This is a genomic window from Achromobacter sp. E1, from assembly GCF_037039475.1.
Taxonomy (GTDB): Bacteria; Pseudomonadota; Gammaproteobacteria; order Burkholderiales; family Burkholderiaceae_B; genus Achromobacter; species Achromobacter mucicolens.
This window is the reverse complement of record NZ_CP146253.1, coordinates 2,112,064-2,126,952: the sequence shown is the minus strand read 5'-3', so window position 1 is coordinate 2,126,952 and position 14,889 is coordinate 2,112,064. Positions and strand designations below refer to the sequence as shown.

At 59.4% G+C, this 14,889-nt stretch carries 19 protein-coding genes; 10 read left to right on the top strand and 9 right to left on the bottom strand.

Annotated features, from left to right (window positions below; all coding sequences use genetic code 11):
* Positions 1 to 246: 246 nt before the first annotated feature.
* Positions 247 to 1,161, bottom strand: coding sequence for a PhzF family phenazine biosynthesis protein (locus V6V88_RS09705; protein ID WP_338619082.1), 915 nt, complete (start codon positions 1,159 to 1,161; stop codon positions 247 to 249).
* Between the two features lie 241 nt (positions 1,162 to 1,402).
* On the opposite strand from V6V88_RS09705, the gene V6V88_RS09700 reads away from it, so the two are divergent.
* The 3 genes from V6V88_RS09700 (at position 1,403) to V6V88_RS09690 (ending at position 2,444) form a co-directional block, all read left to right on the top strand.
* Positions 1,403 to 1,645: a CrpP-related protein gene (locus tag V6V88_RS09700; protein ID WP_056315913.1), complete on the top strand. Its 243-nt coding sequence runs from the start codon at positions 1,403 to 1,405 to the stop codon at positions 1,643 to 1,645.
* 231 nt (positions 1,646 to 1,876) lie between these two features.
* On the top strand, positions 1,877 to 2,098 hold the full coding sequence (locus tag V6V88_RS09695; protein WP_056315910.1) for a hypothetical protein: 222 nt from the start codon (positions 1,877 to 1,879) through the stop codon (positions 2,096 to 2,098).
* 121 nt (positions 2,099 to 2,219) lie between these two features.
* On the top strand, positions 2,220 to 2,444 hold the full coding sequence (locus tag V6V88_RS09690; RefSeq protein ID WP_142049585.1) for a CrpP-related protein: 225 nt from the start codon (positions 2,220 to 2,222) through the stop codon (positions 2,442 to 2,444).
* Positions 2,445 to 2,624: 180 nt separating this feature from the next.
* On the opposite strand, the gene V6V88_RS09685 is transcribed toward V6V88_RS09690, so the two are convergent.
* Positions 2,625 to 2,876, bottom strand: a complete 252-nt coding sequence (locus V6V88_RS09685; RefSeq protein WP_338619074.1) for a hypothetical protein — start codon at positions 2,874 to 2,876, stop codon at positions 2,625 to 2,627.
* A gap of 351 nt (positions 2,877 to 3,227) precedes the next feature.
* Here V6V88_RS09685 and V6V88_RS09680 point away from each other — a divergent pair, with 351 nt between their 5' ends.
* Positions 3,228 to 4,499 (top strand): putative Na+/H+ antiporter, encoded by a 1,272-nt coding sequence (locus tag V6V88_RS09680; protein WP_338619073.1) that lies wholly within the window; start codon positions 3,228 to 3,230, stop codon positions 4,497 to 4,499.
* A gap of 9 nt (positions 4,500 to 4,508) precedes the next feature.
* On the opposite strand, the gene V6V88_RS09675 is transcribed toward V6V88_RS09680, so the two are convergent.
* The gene (locus V6V88_RS09675; RefSeq protein ID WP_338619569.1) at positions 4,509 to 5,432 is read right to left on the bottom strand and encodes a hypothetical protein; all 924 of its coding nucleotides are present in this window, start codon (positions 5,430 to 5,432) and stop codon (positions 4,509 to 4,511) included.
* A gap of 385 nt (positions 5,433 to 5,817) precedes the next feature.
* On the opposite strand from V6V88_RS09675, the gene V6V88_RS09670 reads away from it, so the two are divergent.
* The gene (locus V6V88_RS09670) at positions 5,818 to 7,863 is read left to right on the top strand and encodes an alkyl sulfatase dimerization domain-containing protein (protein ID WP_338619072.1); all 2,046 of its coding nucleotides are present in this window, start codon (positions 5,818 to 5,820) and stop codon (positions 7,861 to 7,863) included.
* A 272-nt stretch (positions 7,864 to 8,135) separates the two neighbouring features.
* On the opposite strand, the gene V6V88_RS09665 is transcribed toward V6V88_RS09670, so the two are convergent.
* Positions 8,136 to 8,606 carry a response regulator gene (locus V6V88_RS09665; RefSeq protein ID WP_338619070.1) on the bottom strand — a complete coding sequence of 157 codons (471 nt, stop codon included), beginning with the start codon at positions 8,604 to 8,606 and terminating at the stop codon, positions 8,136 to 8,138.
* 110 nt (positions 8,607 to 8,716) lie between these two features.
* On the opposite strand from V6V88_RS09665, the gene V6V88_RS09660 reads away from it, so the two are divergent.
* Together V6V88_RS09660 and V6V88_RS09655 are read left to right on the top strand one after the other, a co-directional pair.
* Positions 8,717 to 9,379 (top strand): SOS response-associated peptidase family protein, encoded by a 663-nt coding sequence (locus tag V6V88_RS09660; protein ID WP_338619067.1) that lies wholly within the window; start codon positions 8,717 to 8,719, stop codon positions 9,377 to 9,379.
* Between the two features lie 54 nt (positions 9,380 to 9,433).
* On the top strand, positions 9,434 to 9,742 hold the full coding sequence (locus tag V6V88_RS09655; RefSeq protein ID WP_338619065.1) for a hypothetical protein: 309 nt from the start codon (positions 9,434 to 9,436) through the stop codon (positions 9,740 to 9,742).
* A gap of 1,218 nt (positions 9,743 to 10,960) precedes the next feature.
* Here V6V88_RS09655 and V6V88_RS09650 read toward each other — a convergent pair.
* Entirely contained in the window at positions 10,961 to 11,245 is a 285-nt protein-coding gene (locus V6V88_RS09650) for a hypothetical protein (protein WP_338619064.1), read from the bottom strand.
* A gap of 8 nt (positions 11,246 to 11,253) precedes the next feature.
* A complete protein-coding gene (locus tag V6V88_RS09645; RefSeq protein ID WP_175125970.1) occupies positions 11,254 to 11,529 on the bottom strand; it encodes a hypothetical protein in 276 nt (91 codons plus the stop codon).
* Between the two features lie 147 nt (positions 11,530 to 11,676).
* Between V6V88_RS09645 and V6V88_RS09640 the strand changes: the two genes are divergently transcribed.
* The gene (locus V6V88_RS09640) at positions 11,677 to 11,838 is read left to right on the top strand and encodes a hypothetical protein (protein WP_338619062.1); all 162 of its coding nucleotides are present in this window, start codon (positions 11,677 to 11,679) and stop codon (positions 11,836 to 11,838) included.
* 484 nt (positions 11,839 to 12,322) lie between these two features.
* Positions 12,323 to 13,135: a hypothetical protein gene (locus tag V6V88_RS09635; RefSeq protein ID WP_338619061.1), complete on the top strand. Its 813-nt coding sequence runs from the start codon at positions 12,323 to 12,325 to the stop codon at positions 13,133 to 13,135.
* On the opposite strand, the gene V6V88_RS09630 is transcribed toward V6V88_RS09635, so the two are convergent.
* Complete coding sequence (locus tag V6V88_RS09630) at positions 13,098 to 13,589, bottom strand: DUF488 domain-containing protein (protein WP_338619059.1); 492 nt, start codon at positions 13,587 to 13,589, stop codon at positions 13,098 to 13,100. The two genes, V6V88_RS09635 and V6V88_RS09630, sit on opposite strands and share 38 nt — an antisense overlap.
* Before the next feature lie 230 nt (positions 13,590 to 13,819).
* Between V6V88_RS09630 and V6V88_RS09625 the strand changes: the two genes are divergently transcribed.
* The gene (locus tag V6V88_RS09625) at positions 13,820 to 14,071 is read left to right on the top strand and encodes a hypothetical protein (protein WP_338619057.1); all 252 of its coding nucleotides are present in this window, start codon (positions 13,820 to 13,822) and stop codon (positions 14,069 to 14,071) included.
* A gap of 37 nt (positions 14,072 to 14,108) precedes the next feature.
* Here V6V88_RS09625 and V6V88_RS09620 read toward each other — a convergent pair whose 3' ends face one another.
* The gene (locus V6V88_RS09620; protein WP_338619056.1) at positions 14,109 to 14,609 is read right to left on the bottom strand and encodes a helix-turn-helix transcriptional regulator; all 501 of its coding nucleotides are present in this window, start codon (positions 14,607 to 14,609) and stop codon (positions 14,109 to 14,111) included.
* Positions 14,606 to 14,842 carry a hypothetical protein gene (locus tag V6V88_RS09615; RefSeq protein WP_338619055.1) on the bottom strand — a complete coding sequence of 79 codons (237 nt, stop codon included), beginning with the start codon at positions 14,840 to 14,842 and terminating at the stop codon, positions 14,606 to 14,608. The genes V6V88_RS09620 and V6V88_RS09615 overlap by 4 nt, the downstream gene beginning before the upstream one ends.
* Positions 14,843 to 14,889: the final 47 nt, after the last annotated feature.

Here is a 14,889-nt window from a genome sequence, read left to right as displayed (position 1 = left end):
AAAGAACGAAGGCCTTGCGATACGCCCCGGATGCAAAACGCAATCAAACAAAAAAGGCCACGAGGGGTATCGTGGCCTTCTGGGATAAGCGCCGCATAACCGGCGCCCGAACACGGCTAGCCACTCAACGGAGACGTCGAGTGATTCGTCGGAAATCTGCGCGCGATGCGGCAGCGATGTGCGGTGCGTTCATGCGCTGCAGCTTACACGAGGCGCCCTGCCGCCCGCAAACCCCGCACCGCCTTGTCAATCGGTCGCGGGCGCGGGCAATGTGCCTTCCATCACCACCACCGCCTGGCCGGCCACGTTGGCCCACACTCCGTCGTCCCGCGGCTCCGCATGCGCCAGCAACAGGCTTGCACGTCCCATGTCCACGCCCTGCCCCACGCGCAGCCGCAGGGCGCCCTTGCCAGCAAGCGAGGCGCGCAGCGCCGTGACGGCCGCCGTCGCACTGCCCGTGGCGGGGTCTTCGGTCATGCGGCTCGTCAGCATCCGCGCCTGGATATCGGTGGGCGCATCCATCGCCTCGCTTGCCGTGTCGGTGGTGTAGACATAGATGGACTTCGCGCCCAGTTGCGGCATCAAGGCCGCGTAGCCCGCCGCATCGGGCGACGCGCGGCGCAGCGCGTCGCGGCTGGCAACCTGCACCACCAAAAACGGCAATCCCACCGACGCCACCATCGGCGCGTGCGTTGACACCATGATGTCCTCGCAATCCAGACGCAGCGCCCGGGCCACCGCGTCCAACGGCGCCTCGCTGCCGCGCGACAGCGGCTGCGGCGCGCGCAGTTGCGCACCCTGCAGGCCGTGCTCCCCGTACGTCAACGCAATACGCACCAGGCCGGCTTCTTCCTCGAACACGAACGCCTGCGGCGCCGGCAACCCGGCCGCGATCTGCTCGCGCGCCAGCACGACCGCGGTGCCCACATTCGGATGGCCGGCAAACGGCACTTCGCGATCCGGCGTGAAGATGCGCACGTGCGCGGTATGGGCACGGTCTTGCGGCGGCATCACGAAGCTGGTTTCCGAATAGTTGAATTCGCGTGCGATCCGCTGCATCTGGCGTGCGTCCAGACCCTGCGCGTCCAGCACGACAGCCAGCGGATTGCCGAGGTAAGCATGGCCGGTGAACACATCGGCCGTCACGTAGCGGTAGCGCATCCAAACATCCTCAAGATCCACCCGACACGGGCGGCAAGCCCAGATTGTGCGTGCCGCGGCGCGAACGTGAAAAGGCACAGAGCCGCGAAATTGCACGCATAACAGACGCCTTTCGGCATCAAGGAAGACGTGGCCGACATGACGGCCGCACCGCCCCGCTTGGTGCGCCATCACTATTGAAAATCACACGTCGCTGCGGAATACTTTGCGTCCCGACCAACTACTTTTGGAGGAGGTTGCAATGCAACGCGAAGACATCCAAAAGCTGGGCGCACAAGCTGCGCGAGACGGTTTGACCTTGTGGGATTGCCCGTTCTATCGGGCCGCCGCCATGCCGGGCCATACCGGCGAATCGATCTCCGAGTGGAGCGGCAAGGTCGAAGCCTGGGAAGCCGGATGGATGGAGGCCACGGGCGGCGGCCAAGCGCCCCCTGGCGGCCGTTTCCGCTACGTGCCGCGCGCGATGGCGCGGCTTTGCAATTGACTCGACATGCGCCCCGCCTCCGGGGCGCTTTGCATTTGGCATCGCAAGCAAATGTCGCGGAGCAGATACGAAACCCGGATAAGTGAATCGGCCCCGTTTTTATCGACATATACTGTACATTCATACAGTATTTTTAGTTTCATCATGCGATGCACCGTCATCCGAACCCACACCCTGGGCCGGAAGCGCCACGACAACGATCCCGCCCCTGCAGTGACCGGGACGGTCCGCATGTATTCCATCATGCGCGAGGACATGCGCCGCTACATCAGCGTCATGACGCTGGACACCCTGGCCAAGTTCGGCGCGTCGCAGAAAGGCCCTATCCCCGATCTGCTCGAGCCCGAACTGCTCACCTTCGGATCCGATCGCGGCATGATGGTCTGCGGCTTCGAGGAAATCGACGGCAGGCGCTATTACCAGGGGTGGTGGATGCAGTGGGTGCACCTGTAGACGCGCGGCAAAGCCGTGCGGACGATGATCCATCCCGCTATTTCTGCGCGTAACTTTTCTGGACAAGGATGGCGATCGCGCTCATCTTTTGGCTCAGGACCTTTCCCACGAGGAGGCGCGAATGGATGACCCCGTTCACAGAGCCGGCCAGGAAGCCGCCAGATATGGTGTGCCGCTATCTGCCTGCCCCCTCATGAAAGAAACCAACATGCCCAGCCATACGGGCGAGTCGCTACCTGGTTGGCGCGCCAGATTGGCCTCGTGGCAGGCCGGCTGGCATCAGGAAAACGAAGCCCGCCTTGCAGAGCTTCGCCGCCGCCGGTTATTGCAACAATCGCTGGACTGATCCCGTCTGGCCCGCTGGCGGGAACGGGGTTTGCTGGAACCCAATTGCCGCAGCGGCGTGATTGTCATTCGATCAAGCAGAGGGCGGCTCCGCACACTCCCTCCCTCTGGCCGCTGCGGCCCTTTCCGCCGCTTCAATTTCTCCGCTGTCCCCGGCAAGCGCGCTTGCTGCGCGAGCGCATTACAGTTCCCGGATGATCTTGTACCCGCAGCGCACGCATACATGGCCGTTGTAAAAGCGATCGCCCATCAAGGACGTTGCGCCCACGACGTTGTTCGAGTCACGAGACGGCCCTGCCACCAATGCTTTCGCCTTCGGCGGCGCGGTGCCGACCGCCGCGGTGTCGACCGCCGCGGTATCGACCGCCGCGGTATCAAACACCGGCCGGAAGTCGTGACTGAACAACCGCCCGGCCAGCCCTTTGCAGCGCATCGCTAACTCCTGAACTGACGCGGCACAGCCAGCGCCTTCGCAAGAGCGCCGACTGCTTCAGCCTGAAGAACAATGCCTGCGATTGACCGTTGGACCATTCGATCGCCCCGTCGATTGATAACCTGGCCAATATCCGGAAATACAAAAGGTGTGTCGATAGGAACAATATGAATCCTCGTCCCGCCTCTTGAAATACATCAATCGTCGCGATCGTGTCCCGCAGCGGCCACCGCGATGGGGTAGGCCGAAATCCGCGATCGAGATACACTACCGGGCTGGGTGTCAGGCGTATTCCTTCGCGCTGGCAGGTCAACGCGATGGTCGGGCCGCCACGCAGGAGCCCGCGCGTCCATGCAGCCCAGCATCCCCCATGCCCTCGACATCGCAGCCGCCATCATCTTTGCATTGGCGCTGATCCACACCTTCACGGTCAAACAGTTCGAGCGGCTCTCCCACCGCTATCCCCGCCACGCCGGCCTGTTTCACCTGCTCGGCGAAGTCGAGATCGTCTTCGGCTTTTGGGCCTTTGTGCTTCTGATCGTCATGGCGATAGCCGCCGGTGGAGATCAAGCGCTCGCCTACGCCGAGTCTCGCAACTACACCGAACCGCTCTTCGTATTTGTAGTCATGGTCGTGGCGGCATCCCGCCCGGTCCTCCAGACGGTCATGGTCGCCGTCAACCTGGTCGCAAAGAACCTGCCTTTCCATACCTCCGTCGCCACCGCGTGGCTGGGCCTTGCCGCGGTTCCGCTGATGGGATCCCTGATCACAGAGCCGGCCGCCATGACCATTGCGGCCCTCATGCTTGCCCCGCAATTGTTTCGGCCGTCCGTTCCGGCCGTTCCCAAGTACTTCGCGCTTGGCGTGCTGTTCGTCAACATTTCGATCGGGGGAACACTGACCGCCTACGCGGCGCCCCCCGTTCTGATGGTCGCCGCCACCTGGAATTGGGACTCGGCGTTCATGCTGGCCACCTTCGGCTGGAAAGCCGCCATTGCCGTGGTCGTGAACGCCACCGTGGCCACGTTCATGATGCGCAAGTATCTGCTTCAACTGCCGGCCGAAAGCATGACCCGGTCCGAGCGCCCTCCCGTGCCGATCACCGTGGTCATCGTTCACCTGGTCGTGCTGGCCGCGGTCGTTGCCCTGGCGCACCATCCCGTCGCGTTTCTTGGTTTGTTCCTGATGTTCCTGGGATTTACGCAAGCCTATGAGCGGCATCAGAACCCGCTGATCCTCAAAGAGGCGCTGCTCGTTGGCTTCTTCCTGGCCGGCCTCGTCATCCTGGGAGGCATGCAGGCGTGGTGGCTGCAGCCCATCGTCTCCAGCCTGGAACCCATCGCACTATTCTTCGGATCCCTGGCGCTCACCGCGATCACCGACAACGCCGCATTGACCTATCTGGGCTCGCTGATCGACGGCATCTCCGACGAATCGAAATACATGCTGGTGGCGGGCGCCGTCGCCGGCGGCGGCTTGACGGTCATCGCAAACGCCCCCAACCCGGCGGGCGTGGCACTGCTAAAGCGCGGCTTTTCAGACGAGACCATCAGCATCGGCGGACTGCTGCTTGGCGCGCTGGGTCCCACGGCAGTTGCGGCGGGTGCGTTGCTTTTGCTGTAGCTTCACGCATCAAAAGCTCACCGCCAGCCCGGCAGAGAAGCCCGACACATTGGTGCCGAACACGTATCTTCCGACCAGCCTCGTGCGCGTGATGAACACGTCATAGGCGCTAGAGTCCAGCTCCAGACCCGCGCCCAGTGCCGTCAGCCGGTCAAAGCCCAGGGCGCCGCGCTGGTCCCCTAGAAACTCCGAATGGGTAAGCTCCAGAACATATCGCAATGGGCGCTGCAGCATGGTGATACCCGTAGGGGCCCGGTAGCGCGCCCACAAATTGGCGGACTGGGCCACCGCGCTGCCCTGCACCGCAGTCGAGCTGTCGAAGCTCTTCAAGCGGATGTCGGAGTACCGCAACTCCACGTCCACCTCATAGCCCGGGCGGTAATGTTCGTAGTCCAACATCAGCGACCCGCCCAACCCGTACGCGTTCAATGATCCACGATCGAGAAAGTCTACATCCCTGCCCGTGCGCTGCCCCACGTACCAACTGGCCGCGCGCAAGTCGCTCGTGACGTTGCCCAACGCGACATTGAAGATGGGGCGTAGCTTCAGTTCATCGGTCAGTTTGAAGTCCCAACCGATGCCGCCGGTAGCCGACACACTGTTCCACTTGGTGGGAATGCGGCGTTGCTCCGCGCCTTGGGTCGCAATGAAAGTGGGGTCGTAGCGGCTGCCGGCCAGCACGCCTTCAAGGTAGATAGGGACGGAATCAGATATCGTGTCGCCCCCACCCAATTGCGTCATGAAAAACTCGGTTGAGCCCGTGGTGGAAGCACCGGCGCTGCCAATGGACAACGAACTTGTCGTAATGTCTGGCACGATGGAAAAAGACATAAGCGCCAATACCCCATTGGCACGCTTCTGTAGATCATCGTGACTCAACCGAATGGTTGATTGTGCCGTGGCCTCGGCACCCGCCAGGCACGCGAGCCCCATCACGAGGCACCCCGGCACGCTCCCGCTCCGCAGCGGCCAGGGAGCATATCGCAACCCAAATGCGCGTGTGTTGAACATGCTGGTTCTCCATGGACAACATGAATTGACACCTTGCCATATGGTCGGATTCGTTCGAATATCACGCAACCGGCGCGAAAAACAAAGGCGCCTCCAGCATCCTGCTGGCGCGCGTTGCGCCTGCACCACAAAGCGGTAAACCGCTGCACCGCACGCGATTCGGTCACGAAAATCCCTCGCCTACCAATTTTCCGGGCAAGGCCGCCTCCCCCTCCTTCAGGCCACCCGCACGACTCGATACCTGCCGTCCGTTTCTTCCGGCTCGCCGCCGGCGAGAATCTGCCTCGATACATGGAGAGAAGTCGTTATGAAGCTCACTTCCAGTATGAACATCCTTTCCCCGTCTTCCGCAGCACGGAGATGTTCCGCCCGAGTAGCACGCAGCCAGCCTTTAAGGATCAGCACGATCGCCACGGCCGTCGTACTGGCATTCGCACCATCAGCGTGGGCCGCAGCAGCGCCCAAGCCCGCGGAACAGGCCACCAAGGACGCCAACGCCGCGCTCCTGCAGGAGTTGCCCTTTTCCGACAAGACCTCCTTCGAACTGGCGCACAAGGGATTCATCGCTCCCCTTCCCTCCGGAATGATCAAGGGCGAACAAGGCAACCTGGTCTGGGATCCGACCAAGTATGACTTCATCAAGGAAGGTGCGCCTGCGCCCGACACCGTCAATCCCAGCCTCTGGCGGCAATCGCAGCTGCTGAATATTTCGGGTCTGTTCAAGGTGATGGACGGGATTTACCAGGTTCGCAACTACGACCTGTCCAACATGACCATCGTCGAGGGCAAGGACGGCCTCACGATCTTGGATCCGCTCATTTCCACAGAAACCGCGAAAGCTGCGTTGGATCTCTATTTCCAGCATCGTCCAAAGAAGCCTGTGGTCGCGGTGATCTACACGCACAGCCACGTCGATCACTATGGCGGGGTGCGAGGGGTGGTGGATGAAGTGAACGTGAAGGCCGGGACCGTCAAGATCTACGCGCCGCTTGGGTTTCTGGAACATGCCGTCGCGGAAAACGTCATGGCCGGCACCGCCATGAGCCGACGCGCAAGCTACATGTACGGCAACCTCCTGCCGCCCAGCGCGACGGGACAAGTGGGCGCGGGGCTGGGCACGACGACCTCAGCCGGCACGGTGACCCTCATCCCGCCTACGGACATCATCGAGAAGACGGGCGAGACGCGCACGATCGACGGGCTCACGTATGAATTCCTGTACGCACCCGGTAGCGAAGCGCCCGCCGAAATGCTGTACTACATCAAAGAGAAAAAGGCGCTGAACACCGCCGAGGACTCCACCCATACACTGCACAACACCTATTCGCTTCGCGGCGCCAAGATCCGAGACCCGCTTGCGTGGTCAAAATACTTGAACGAGGCATTGGCGCTGTGGGGTGACGACGTCGAAGTCATGTATGCCATGCACCACTGGCCGGTGTGGGGAAAGAAGGAAGTCCAGGAGCAGTTGGGCATGCAGCGGGATATGTACCGCTACATCAACGACGAGACGCTTCGCCTGGCCAACATGGGATACAACAAAGAAGAGATTGCCGAACAGGTCAAGCTGCCGGAGGCGATCGCCACGAAGTTCTCCAACCGCGGCTATTACGGCTCCGTTAACCACAATGTGCGCGCCACCTACGTGCTGTATCTGGGCTGGTTCAATGGCAACCCCGCCACCCTGCACACATTGCCGATCCAGGAGGCTTCCAAGCGCTACGTGGACATGATGGGCGGCGTGCCTGCCATTCTTTCCAAAGCGCGCGATTACTACAAGAAGGGAGATTACCGCTGGGTGGCCGAGGTGGTGAATTACGCAGTCTTTGCTGAGCCCGACAACCAGGAAGCAAAGAACCTCCAGGCCGACGCCCTGGAGCAGATGGGCTACCAGGCAGAAAGCGGCCCGTGGCGCAATTTTTACCTGACCGGGGCAAAGGAACTGCGCGAAGGCGTGCAGAAACTGCCCGTCCCCGACACCGCCAGCCCGGACACCGTGCGCGCAATGACGCTGGATATGCTGTTCGATTATTTCGCGGTTCGGCTAAATCGCGAAAAGGCCGCAGGCAAGCACGTGGTGCTGAACCTTGACTTCACCGACACCGACCAGAAATACACGCTCGAGATGGTGAACAGCGTGCTAAATCACACCGAAGGCAAGCAGGCCAAGGAGCCGACGGCCAGCATGTCGCTCAGCCGGGAAACGCTCAACCGGATGATGCTAAAGGAGATGACGCTCAAGGACGCACTGGCCAAGGGTGACGTAAAAGTCAGCGGCGATCAGCAGAAAATCACGGACATGTTTGCGTCCTTGGACAACTTCGAGTTCTGGTTCAACATCGTGACACCGTAGGTCGAGGTCTTAAGTTGAAGTCTTAGGTCCCGGTTATTGGAAGATTGCCGACGTGATCGCGAGACCAATGAGAAAGGCCGTTAGTGATCTCTCACTAACGGCCTTGGAACTACTGGTCGGGACGGCGGGATTCGAACTCGCGACCCCTTGCACCCCATGCAAAGCGGTCGGACCGATCCCTTTTATTTTCAACGACTTACGTTGTCGCTCGCTGCAAACGGTGCGCAACGAAGCGCAAAAACGTTCAGGGATGTCCCCACAAAGTCCCCACGTCATGGTGGAGAGCGAAGAACGCCTTTCAAAACGTGGTGACTGATTCGATCACTGCAGCCGTTCTTGGACGCTGTGGGGCGAAAAATGCGGTCCAGCAGAGCGTCAAGTTGCGCAGGCTTCGTGAGCCAGGCCTCAACGCCATCCGGCAGAAACTTGAAATCGGCTTCTTGCACGCTTCCGCTGAAGATGATGATCCGCGGGACAACTCGGGAGCCTCGTGCTTTGAGCTGCGGCGCCAACTCCAAGCCTGATACGTCAGGCAGTTCGACATCCAAAAGGACCACTTCGGGCTCGAACTCTGCCGCTGCCCGTAATGCAGACGCCCCGTCGCCGGCTGTCCGGACCAACACGGCTGGATCCATCATTAAGCACTCGGCTGTCAATTCGGCCATCGCCGAATCGTCGTCAACAATGAGAACTCGCATACAGTTGGCCTGCTTAATATTTGGAAGGTCGAAGTCCCAGTTCATCGAATGCCGCTTGCTGGCTTCGAGGCGTGAACTGTGCGATAGATACGCTTTGCGGTCAATTTGTTTCGCTCTCTCCGCCGCGCCTACACTGGACATTCGATGGAGAGACCATGTGTAGCCATTACCAAACGCTGAAAGACGCCGAGCTGCTGCTCAGGAAATTCGGTGTGACCAGGCCGGGCGTGCTGAGCAGATACGACATGTGGCCGCGTTACCAGGGCGTGTTCGTCCGACGGCCGCCGGAGCATGACGCCGGCGACGAGGCCGCCGCGCAGCGCGAAGCTGTAGCCGGCCGCTGGGGCCTCATCAGTGCGTTGACCAAGCCTTACGGTTTGGACAAGGCCGCGAAGCTATCCACGTTCAACGCTCGTAGTGAAAGCGCGGCCACATCTTTCACCTTTGGCCATGCTTGGCGCCGCGGGCAGCACTGCATCATTCCAGCCGATGCCATTTTCGAGCCGGACTGGCGCTCAGGCAAAGCCGTAGCGACGCGATTCACCAGAGCCGACGGGGCGCCGTTGGGCGTGGCTGGGCTATGGGACCGGTTCCGGGATGCAGCTGGCCAGTGGCAAGAGAGCTACACCATGCTGACCATCAACGCGGATGAGGACCCGCTGTTCCGCGACTATCACCAGGCCGGCAAGGAAAAACGCATGGTGGTGATCCTTCCCGAGGGCGCGTACGGCGACTGGCTGACCGCACCGGCCGATCAGAGCCGAGATTTCCTGGTGCCCTTCCCGCCCGACAAGCTGGTCGCCATACCGATGACCTGACCCCTTTTCTGCTGCCATATACTGTATATACATACAGCATTATTGCAGCGAATCATGCTTTGCTCCGTCGTCCGCACCCACTATCTCGGTCAGAAGCGCCGCGACAATGACCCCGCGCCAGCGGTGACCGGCACTGTGCGGATGTACTCGATCACGCGCGAGGACATGCGCCGCCAAGTACGGGTGATGACCATGGACGGCTTGGCTAAGTTCGGTGCGACCTCCAAAGGCCCCATTCCCGATTTGCTGGAGCCGGAGCTACTGACGTTCTGTTCTGAGCGCGGCATGATGGTCTGCGGCTTCGAAGAAATCGACGGCAGGCGCTATTACCAGGGGTGGTGGATGCAGTGGGCGGAAGGCTAAACCGTCGCAACGCAAACCTAACAAAACGGCGCGCGTCCACTTTGGCACGCGGCCGGCGTCGGAGGTGGTGCAGAAACGGCAGAGCTCCTGTCCGAGCAGACCATTTTTCTACGCATGGGCGCCTCCGTGTCCCCGCGCACCTCACCCAAAGATTGCTTGTTTCAAATGAGCGGTAGGGAAAGGCTTCGGAAGGTCGTACCGTAAAGAGGTGGCATTTCGCCGCAATAGATCAAAGGGTGCATATATGAGCTTGACGGTTCGCATGAATTCGCCTGGTGACCAATCAGGCAGACTTAACGAGAAAGATTTGCCGGGGAAACACCTATCGGAGCAACCTCGGCAACAACAGGAAGACGCCAGGCAAGAGACCACACCCAGCGAAAAAAAGGAGTCCAACGTCGACAAGAATTCTTAACTCGAAGGATCGTGACAGCGTGCAGGACCGTTCGTCCGGCAAAGGCTCGCCCTCCTCTGAGTAGCGTGATTTTGATCGGCAGACATGCCTACTAGAAAGGGAGTTCCTCATGAAGAACTTAAGCAGCTCGGACTTTGACGTCGACGGTCAGCCTATGCGATTGAACACTCAACATCAAAGCAGCACACGCGATATTGGTAAGAAAAGTTCCCTTCCGTCCCACTCTTCGCCTGAGACGCAAACGCCGAATAAGACAGACAGTCCTGCGGTGCCTAGCCAGGAGCGGCCTACAAAAGAGGAAGGTTCCAACACCGTTAAAGACGGCCGCGGGCACGGTCCGCGCAGACATACCGACTGGAAGAAATAGTCCGCGTCCAGCCACAGTGGGCGGGCGGCGCTACTCCCGGAAGGGGTGGATGCAATGTCGAATTGGCTCTGCGAAAATCGGCAGCGCTTGCCGAACGGCCAAGGGCGTTGATAGCGCAGATTAGACCGCCTTCCTAACATCGCAAACAGCCAGCACCTGGGCACAGTACTTGCGAGCCCCACAAGGCGCTGCGGCGGTGGGCACATCCTTCGGGCCCTCAGGCGAATGGCACCTCCGCCTGAGCCGCCGCAGCCCCCCTTCAAGTGTAGATATTGCCTGCACGGAATGACGAACTCCGAGCGCACGCATTTGGACCGACAGTGGACTGTCGTTGCCACCAAGACCGTCCTAGATGTCGAACCTCATTCACGCAATATCAAAAAAAGGGGCGCGCGAAGTTGAGCACTTCTGCCCCGAAGTTTTCTTGGGGCATGTGTCACGCCGACTTTCCCTTCCCTCGCAAGAACGCTGCAACCTCTCCCTTCAGCGACTTAGCATCATAAGTCGAATTCCTGACGGCAGCCTGCAATACAACCCTTCGAGCGTCGGTCGACATAGAGTGCCAAACGCTCACGACCGCAGCCCCCAGGCAAGCAATGACGCGCCGCTCATGCTCGTCAAGAACCCCAGGGTCCAGCATCTCAACAAACGTAGGCAGTTGCACGCCGCCCTCGTTTAGCCAGCGCTCAATCTCATGGTCATCTTGATGATCGTGGTCCATGGCGAATCCTACAAAAGATCATCCGTTGCTAGGCGCGCAATCTTCGCCTTAAGTGCAGACTTAGTAAACGCTGCTTGAGCACTTTGACGATTCAGCACTTGTTGGCGCGCGTCAAGCGGAAGCTCATCCCAAAGGCTCAAAATGGACGCCCCAAGGAAGGCGAGAATTCGACGCTCAGACTCCTCGTACTCCTCGATAGCGAATGATTTGGCCAGCGAAGCAAGCTGTGAGCCCCCTTCATCGTCCCAACGCTCCTGTGCGTTTACACCCGTTGACTGTGTCATGGCGTCCTCCCGTCGGTGCCTAAACCTAGTGTAGGCCCGGGACGGTCAGAGCCTTACGGTTGTTTCAATTCAGTCTTAGGACGTACGTGCCATGGGGAGTACCGTGAATAGGTGGCATACGTCACGACAACTCAAGAGGTACACATCATGACATTCCCTACTCGCTTTAGCGCCGCCGGTCCTCCTTCGCAACCCGGTCAGGACGACCAGTCGAACAAACAGCAAGAGCAGCAAACCCAAGAACAAAAAGAAGACGCCGCGCGAAAACAGGTTCAGGGTGATCCCACCAAGCAGCGCACGCCACAGTAGCGTTGTGCATCTCTGTCGCTGTTCTGTAATTGGACGCGGCACCTCCCCCTAGCATCACCAGGAAGTCTATAAGCGCTAGCTCATCGCATGGACGCGAGAGCTGGCGAATGCATTTTTTCAGGACATCCTCCCGCATCCTTTCTCCTCTAAGCATCGCAGAGAAGTCGCCAGACCACATTACCTTCCAGCACCAGGGACCGCGCGCACCACACCATGGACCGACTCGCCAAGTTTGGCGCGACGGAAAAAAGCCCGATCTCTGATCTGCTCGAGCCAGAGATGCTGACGTTTCGCTCCGATCGAGGAATGATGGTGTGCGGGTTCGAAGAGATCGACGGCCGGCGACATTATTAAGGATGATAGGTGCGCTGGACGGCGTAGATTCTGGCGCGTTATATACACACAATCGAGCACAACGTAACCTCTGGTAAATTAGCGTCTGAAGGTCAGCATCTCATCGGACGATAACGAAAGGGTTTGCGATATGGCACTCCAACGGGAACGAATATTAATTTTGGCGAAAACATACCCATCGCCGAGCGCTAATTACATCGAAACGTCCTGTGTGGCAGGTATCAATTCGGCGGGAAAAATGCGGCGCCTATTCCCTGTGCCATTTCGGCTGCTCGAAGATGAGCAACAGTTTTCCAAATGGCAATGGGTAGATGCCAACATTGAGAAAGCCCGCAACGACCACCGTCCAGAGAGCTTCAGGATAGATGTGGGAACTTTAGAATGCCGCGAGAAAATTCTTCCAAAGAACGAATGGAACGCGCGCCGAGAGTGGATCGGTCGACTTCCCCAATTTGAGTCCTTTTCAGCCCTGGAGCGTTGGTCTTCTGAGACGAAGGCGTCCTTGGCGTTGATATGCCCCCGCAAGCTGAATGCGTTGGACGTCGTCCCTGCGCGGAGGGCCGATTGGACCGACGAAGAAATCGCCAAGCTTATGCGTGCTCAAAATCAGGGGAGTCTACTAACCGAGCCAGAAGCGCGAGGCGAGATCGCCATGCTCAACAAACTTCCCTGTGACTTCTACTATCGGTATGTCTGTTCCGACGGCATTGAGCGACGCCACAAAATCGTTGATTGGGAGGCGGGCCAGCTTTACAGGCGTTGCGAGAGAGACTACGGCTTGGAATGCGACGATATGTTCAAGCAGAAGTTGCTAGATTCGATGTTGCAGAAAGACATGATGCTGTTGATGGGCAATCAACACCGATTTCAAGACCAGTGGCTGATCATCAGTCTCATCTACCCGCCTAGGCAAACGCCCACGAGTCAGTACGCGCTGTTTTAACCGACTGCGTTACACCGATATGTTTAACCTTTGCGCCCGACACCGCTGATACTGCATTTGCGACCATCGATCGATGGCAGTAATTGTGGTCCGCCTCGAAGCAAAGAAGCGCACAATTTGAACTTGCCGTCAAAGCAGCGAGAGCAGCTATCTCTGCCTCTTGTGAGGCCAGATATCGCAAAAATCCCTTCTTATACAAAGACCAGTTTCCGTCCACTCGATACTGATTGCGAACGTCTTTTGGGCATCCGAGTGCCGCTACATGCGTGTACTCAAAGCCGGACAGATTTAGGGACGCTCGCAATGCGGTTTTGGAGAACCCCGGCTTGCGGGAGAGGGGCATTTCACGAATATCGACAACAGTTTCGACGCTGTGATGCCCGAGGAGCGAAATAAAGCGAGAGAGATCGATTCCCTCGTACCCAATAGTGAAAATCATGATGGTATTGCCCATAACTGCGTTGACGAAGTGTAGCCCTATTGCTGGGCGGAGTGCATTCGGGTCGCTCCACTCTGCTGGCACTCGGGCAGGCGAACTCGACCCTCGCAGCCCCATTGCTCCAGATGCTGGCGTGCCTATCCGCCGGATTCCCGATGGCACTTCCTCCGCGCCGGGAAGAAAATTTGATGCCAGGAGCCTGCACACTGCTACATCTGGCCTGCAGGTGCGAAGGATGTCTCATCATGCCCGCCGGTTCAAGATTGTCTGATGTGGTTCTCGAACTCCCTGATCATTCGACATGCCGCGTGGAGCGCCGCCTGGTGGTGGCGCCCGGGCGCCGCGGCACGCTGCACACCCAGTTCATCTGTATGCTCGCCACGGGCGAATTGGTGACTTGGCTGTCGGGCACGCGGTACCGAATGCCCGACGGCAAGATAGGCACGGCTGTGGGCGAAATGCCGGCGCAATCCGACGACCCCGGCTCAAAGCACTAAGAGATCACGGCTCCGTACGAGCATTCGAATGATCGACCTACTCGTAGTCTTGGCGACGCAGGCGCCGTCGGCGCGTGACGAGCTGGTCCAGCCCAATCCCTAACGCGTCCGCAAGCCGTTCTCGACTTGCCTGCGACAGGCGGGAAAACTCCGTTTCCATATTTGTGTACGCTGACACGCTCACGCCCATGCGTTGGGCCATAGTCAGCTGATTTAACCCCAAATACTCCCGCCAAGCGCGCGCGAGGGACCAGTGATTATGCACTGCGGCAACGACTACTTCGTGCGGGATTAGCCCATCGGCCGGGATCCTCGGACGCTGGGACTCACCGATCACTGGCAGCATTGCCGGATCGGTTGAAAGGGTAGTGAGCTCGTCATCGGCCAGCAAACCTATCAATTCAGGGTCGACTATCCCTGCAGGTCGGGCAGGCGAAGCGGAGGCCAACTTAAGGAGACGCTGGTACTCGTCGTAACGCAGCACCACAAACGCGGGAACACCATCCACGTGCAAGACTGTGGGGCCAATCTCTTTCACGCTTGCTCCTGTCTCAACTTAATGCCATGCACGTCTACGGTATCGCCCGCAACACCGAAACGAATTTCGTAGCCGCCCACCGTCATTGTGTGAGGCGCGCTTTCCGAAAGCAATCCAACCTCCTGCTCGACACGCAAAGCGACCTCCTGGACCGCATCCACAATTCGACGCTGGTCAGCACTGGCCAAGCCGAAGACGTCCCTCGCCGCCTCTGGGTGCCAATCGATCTTCACTATCGGGCTCCTTCTCCCGTTCCCCCCAAAAGCGCGGGGAGTGACCG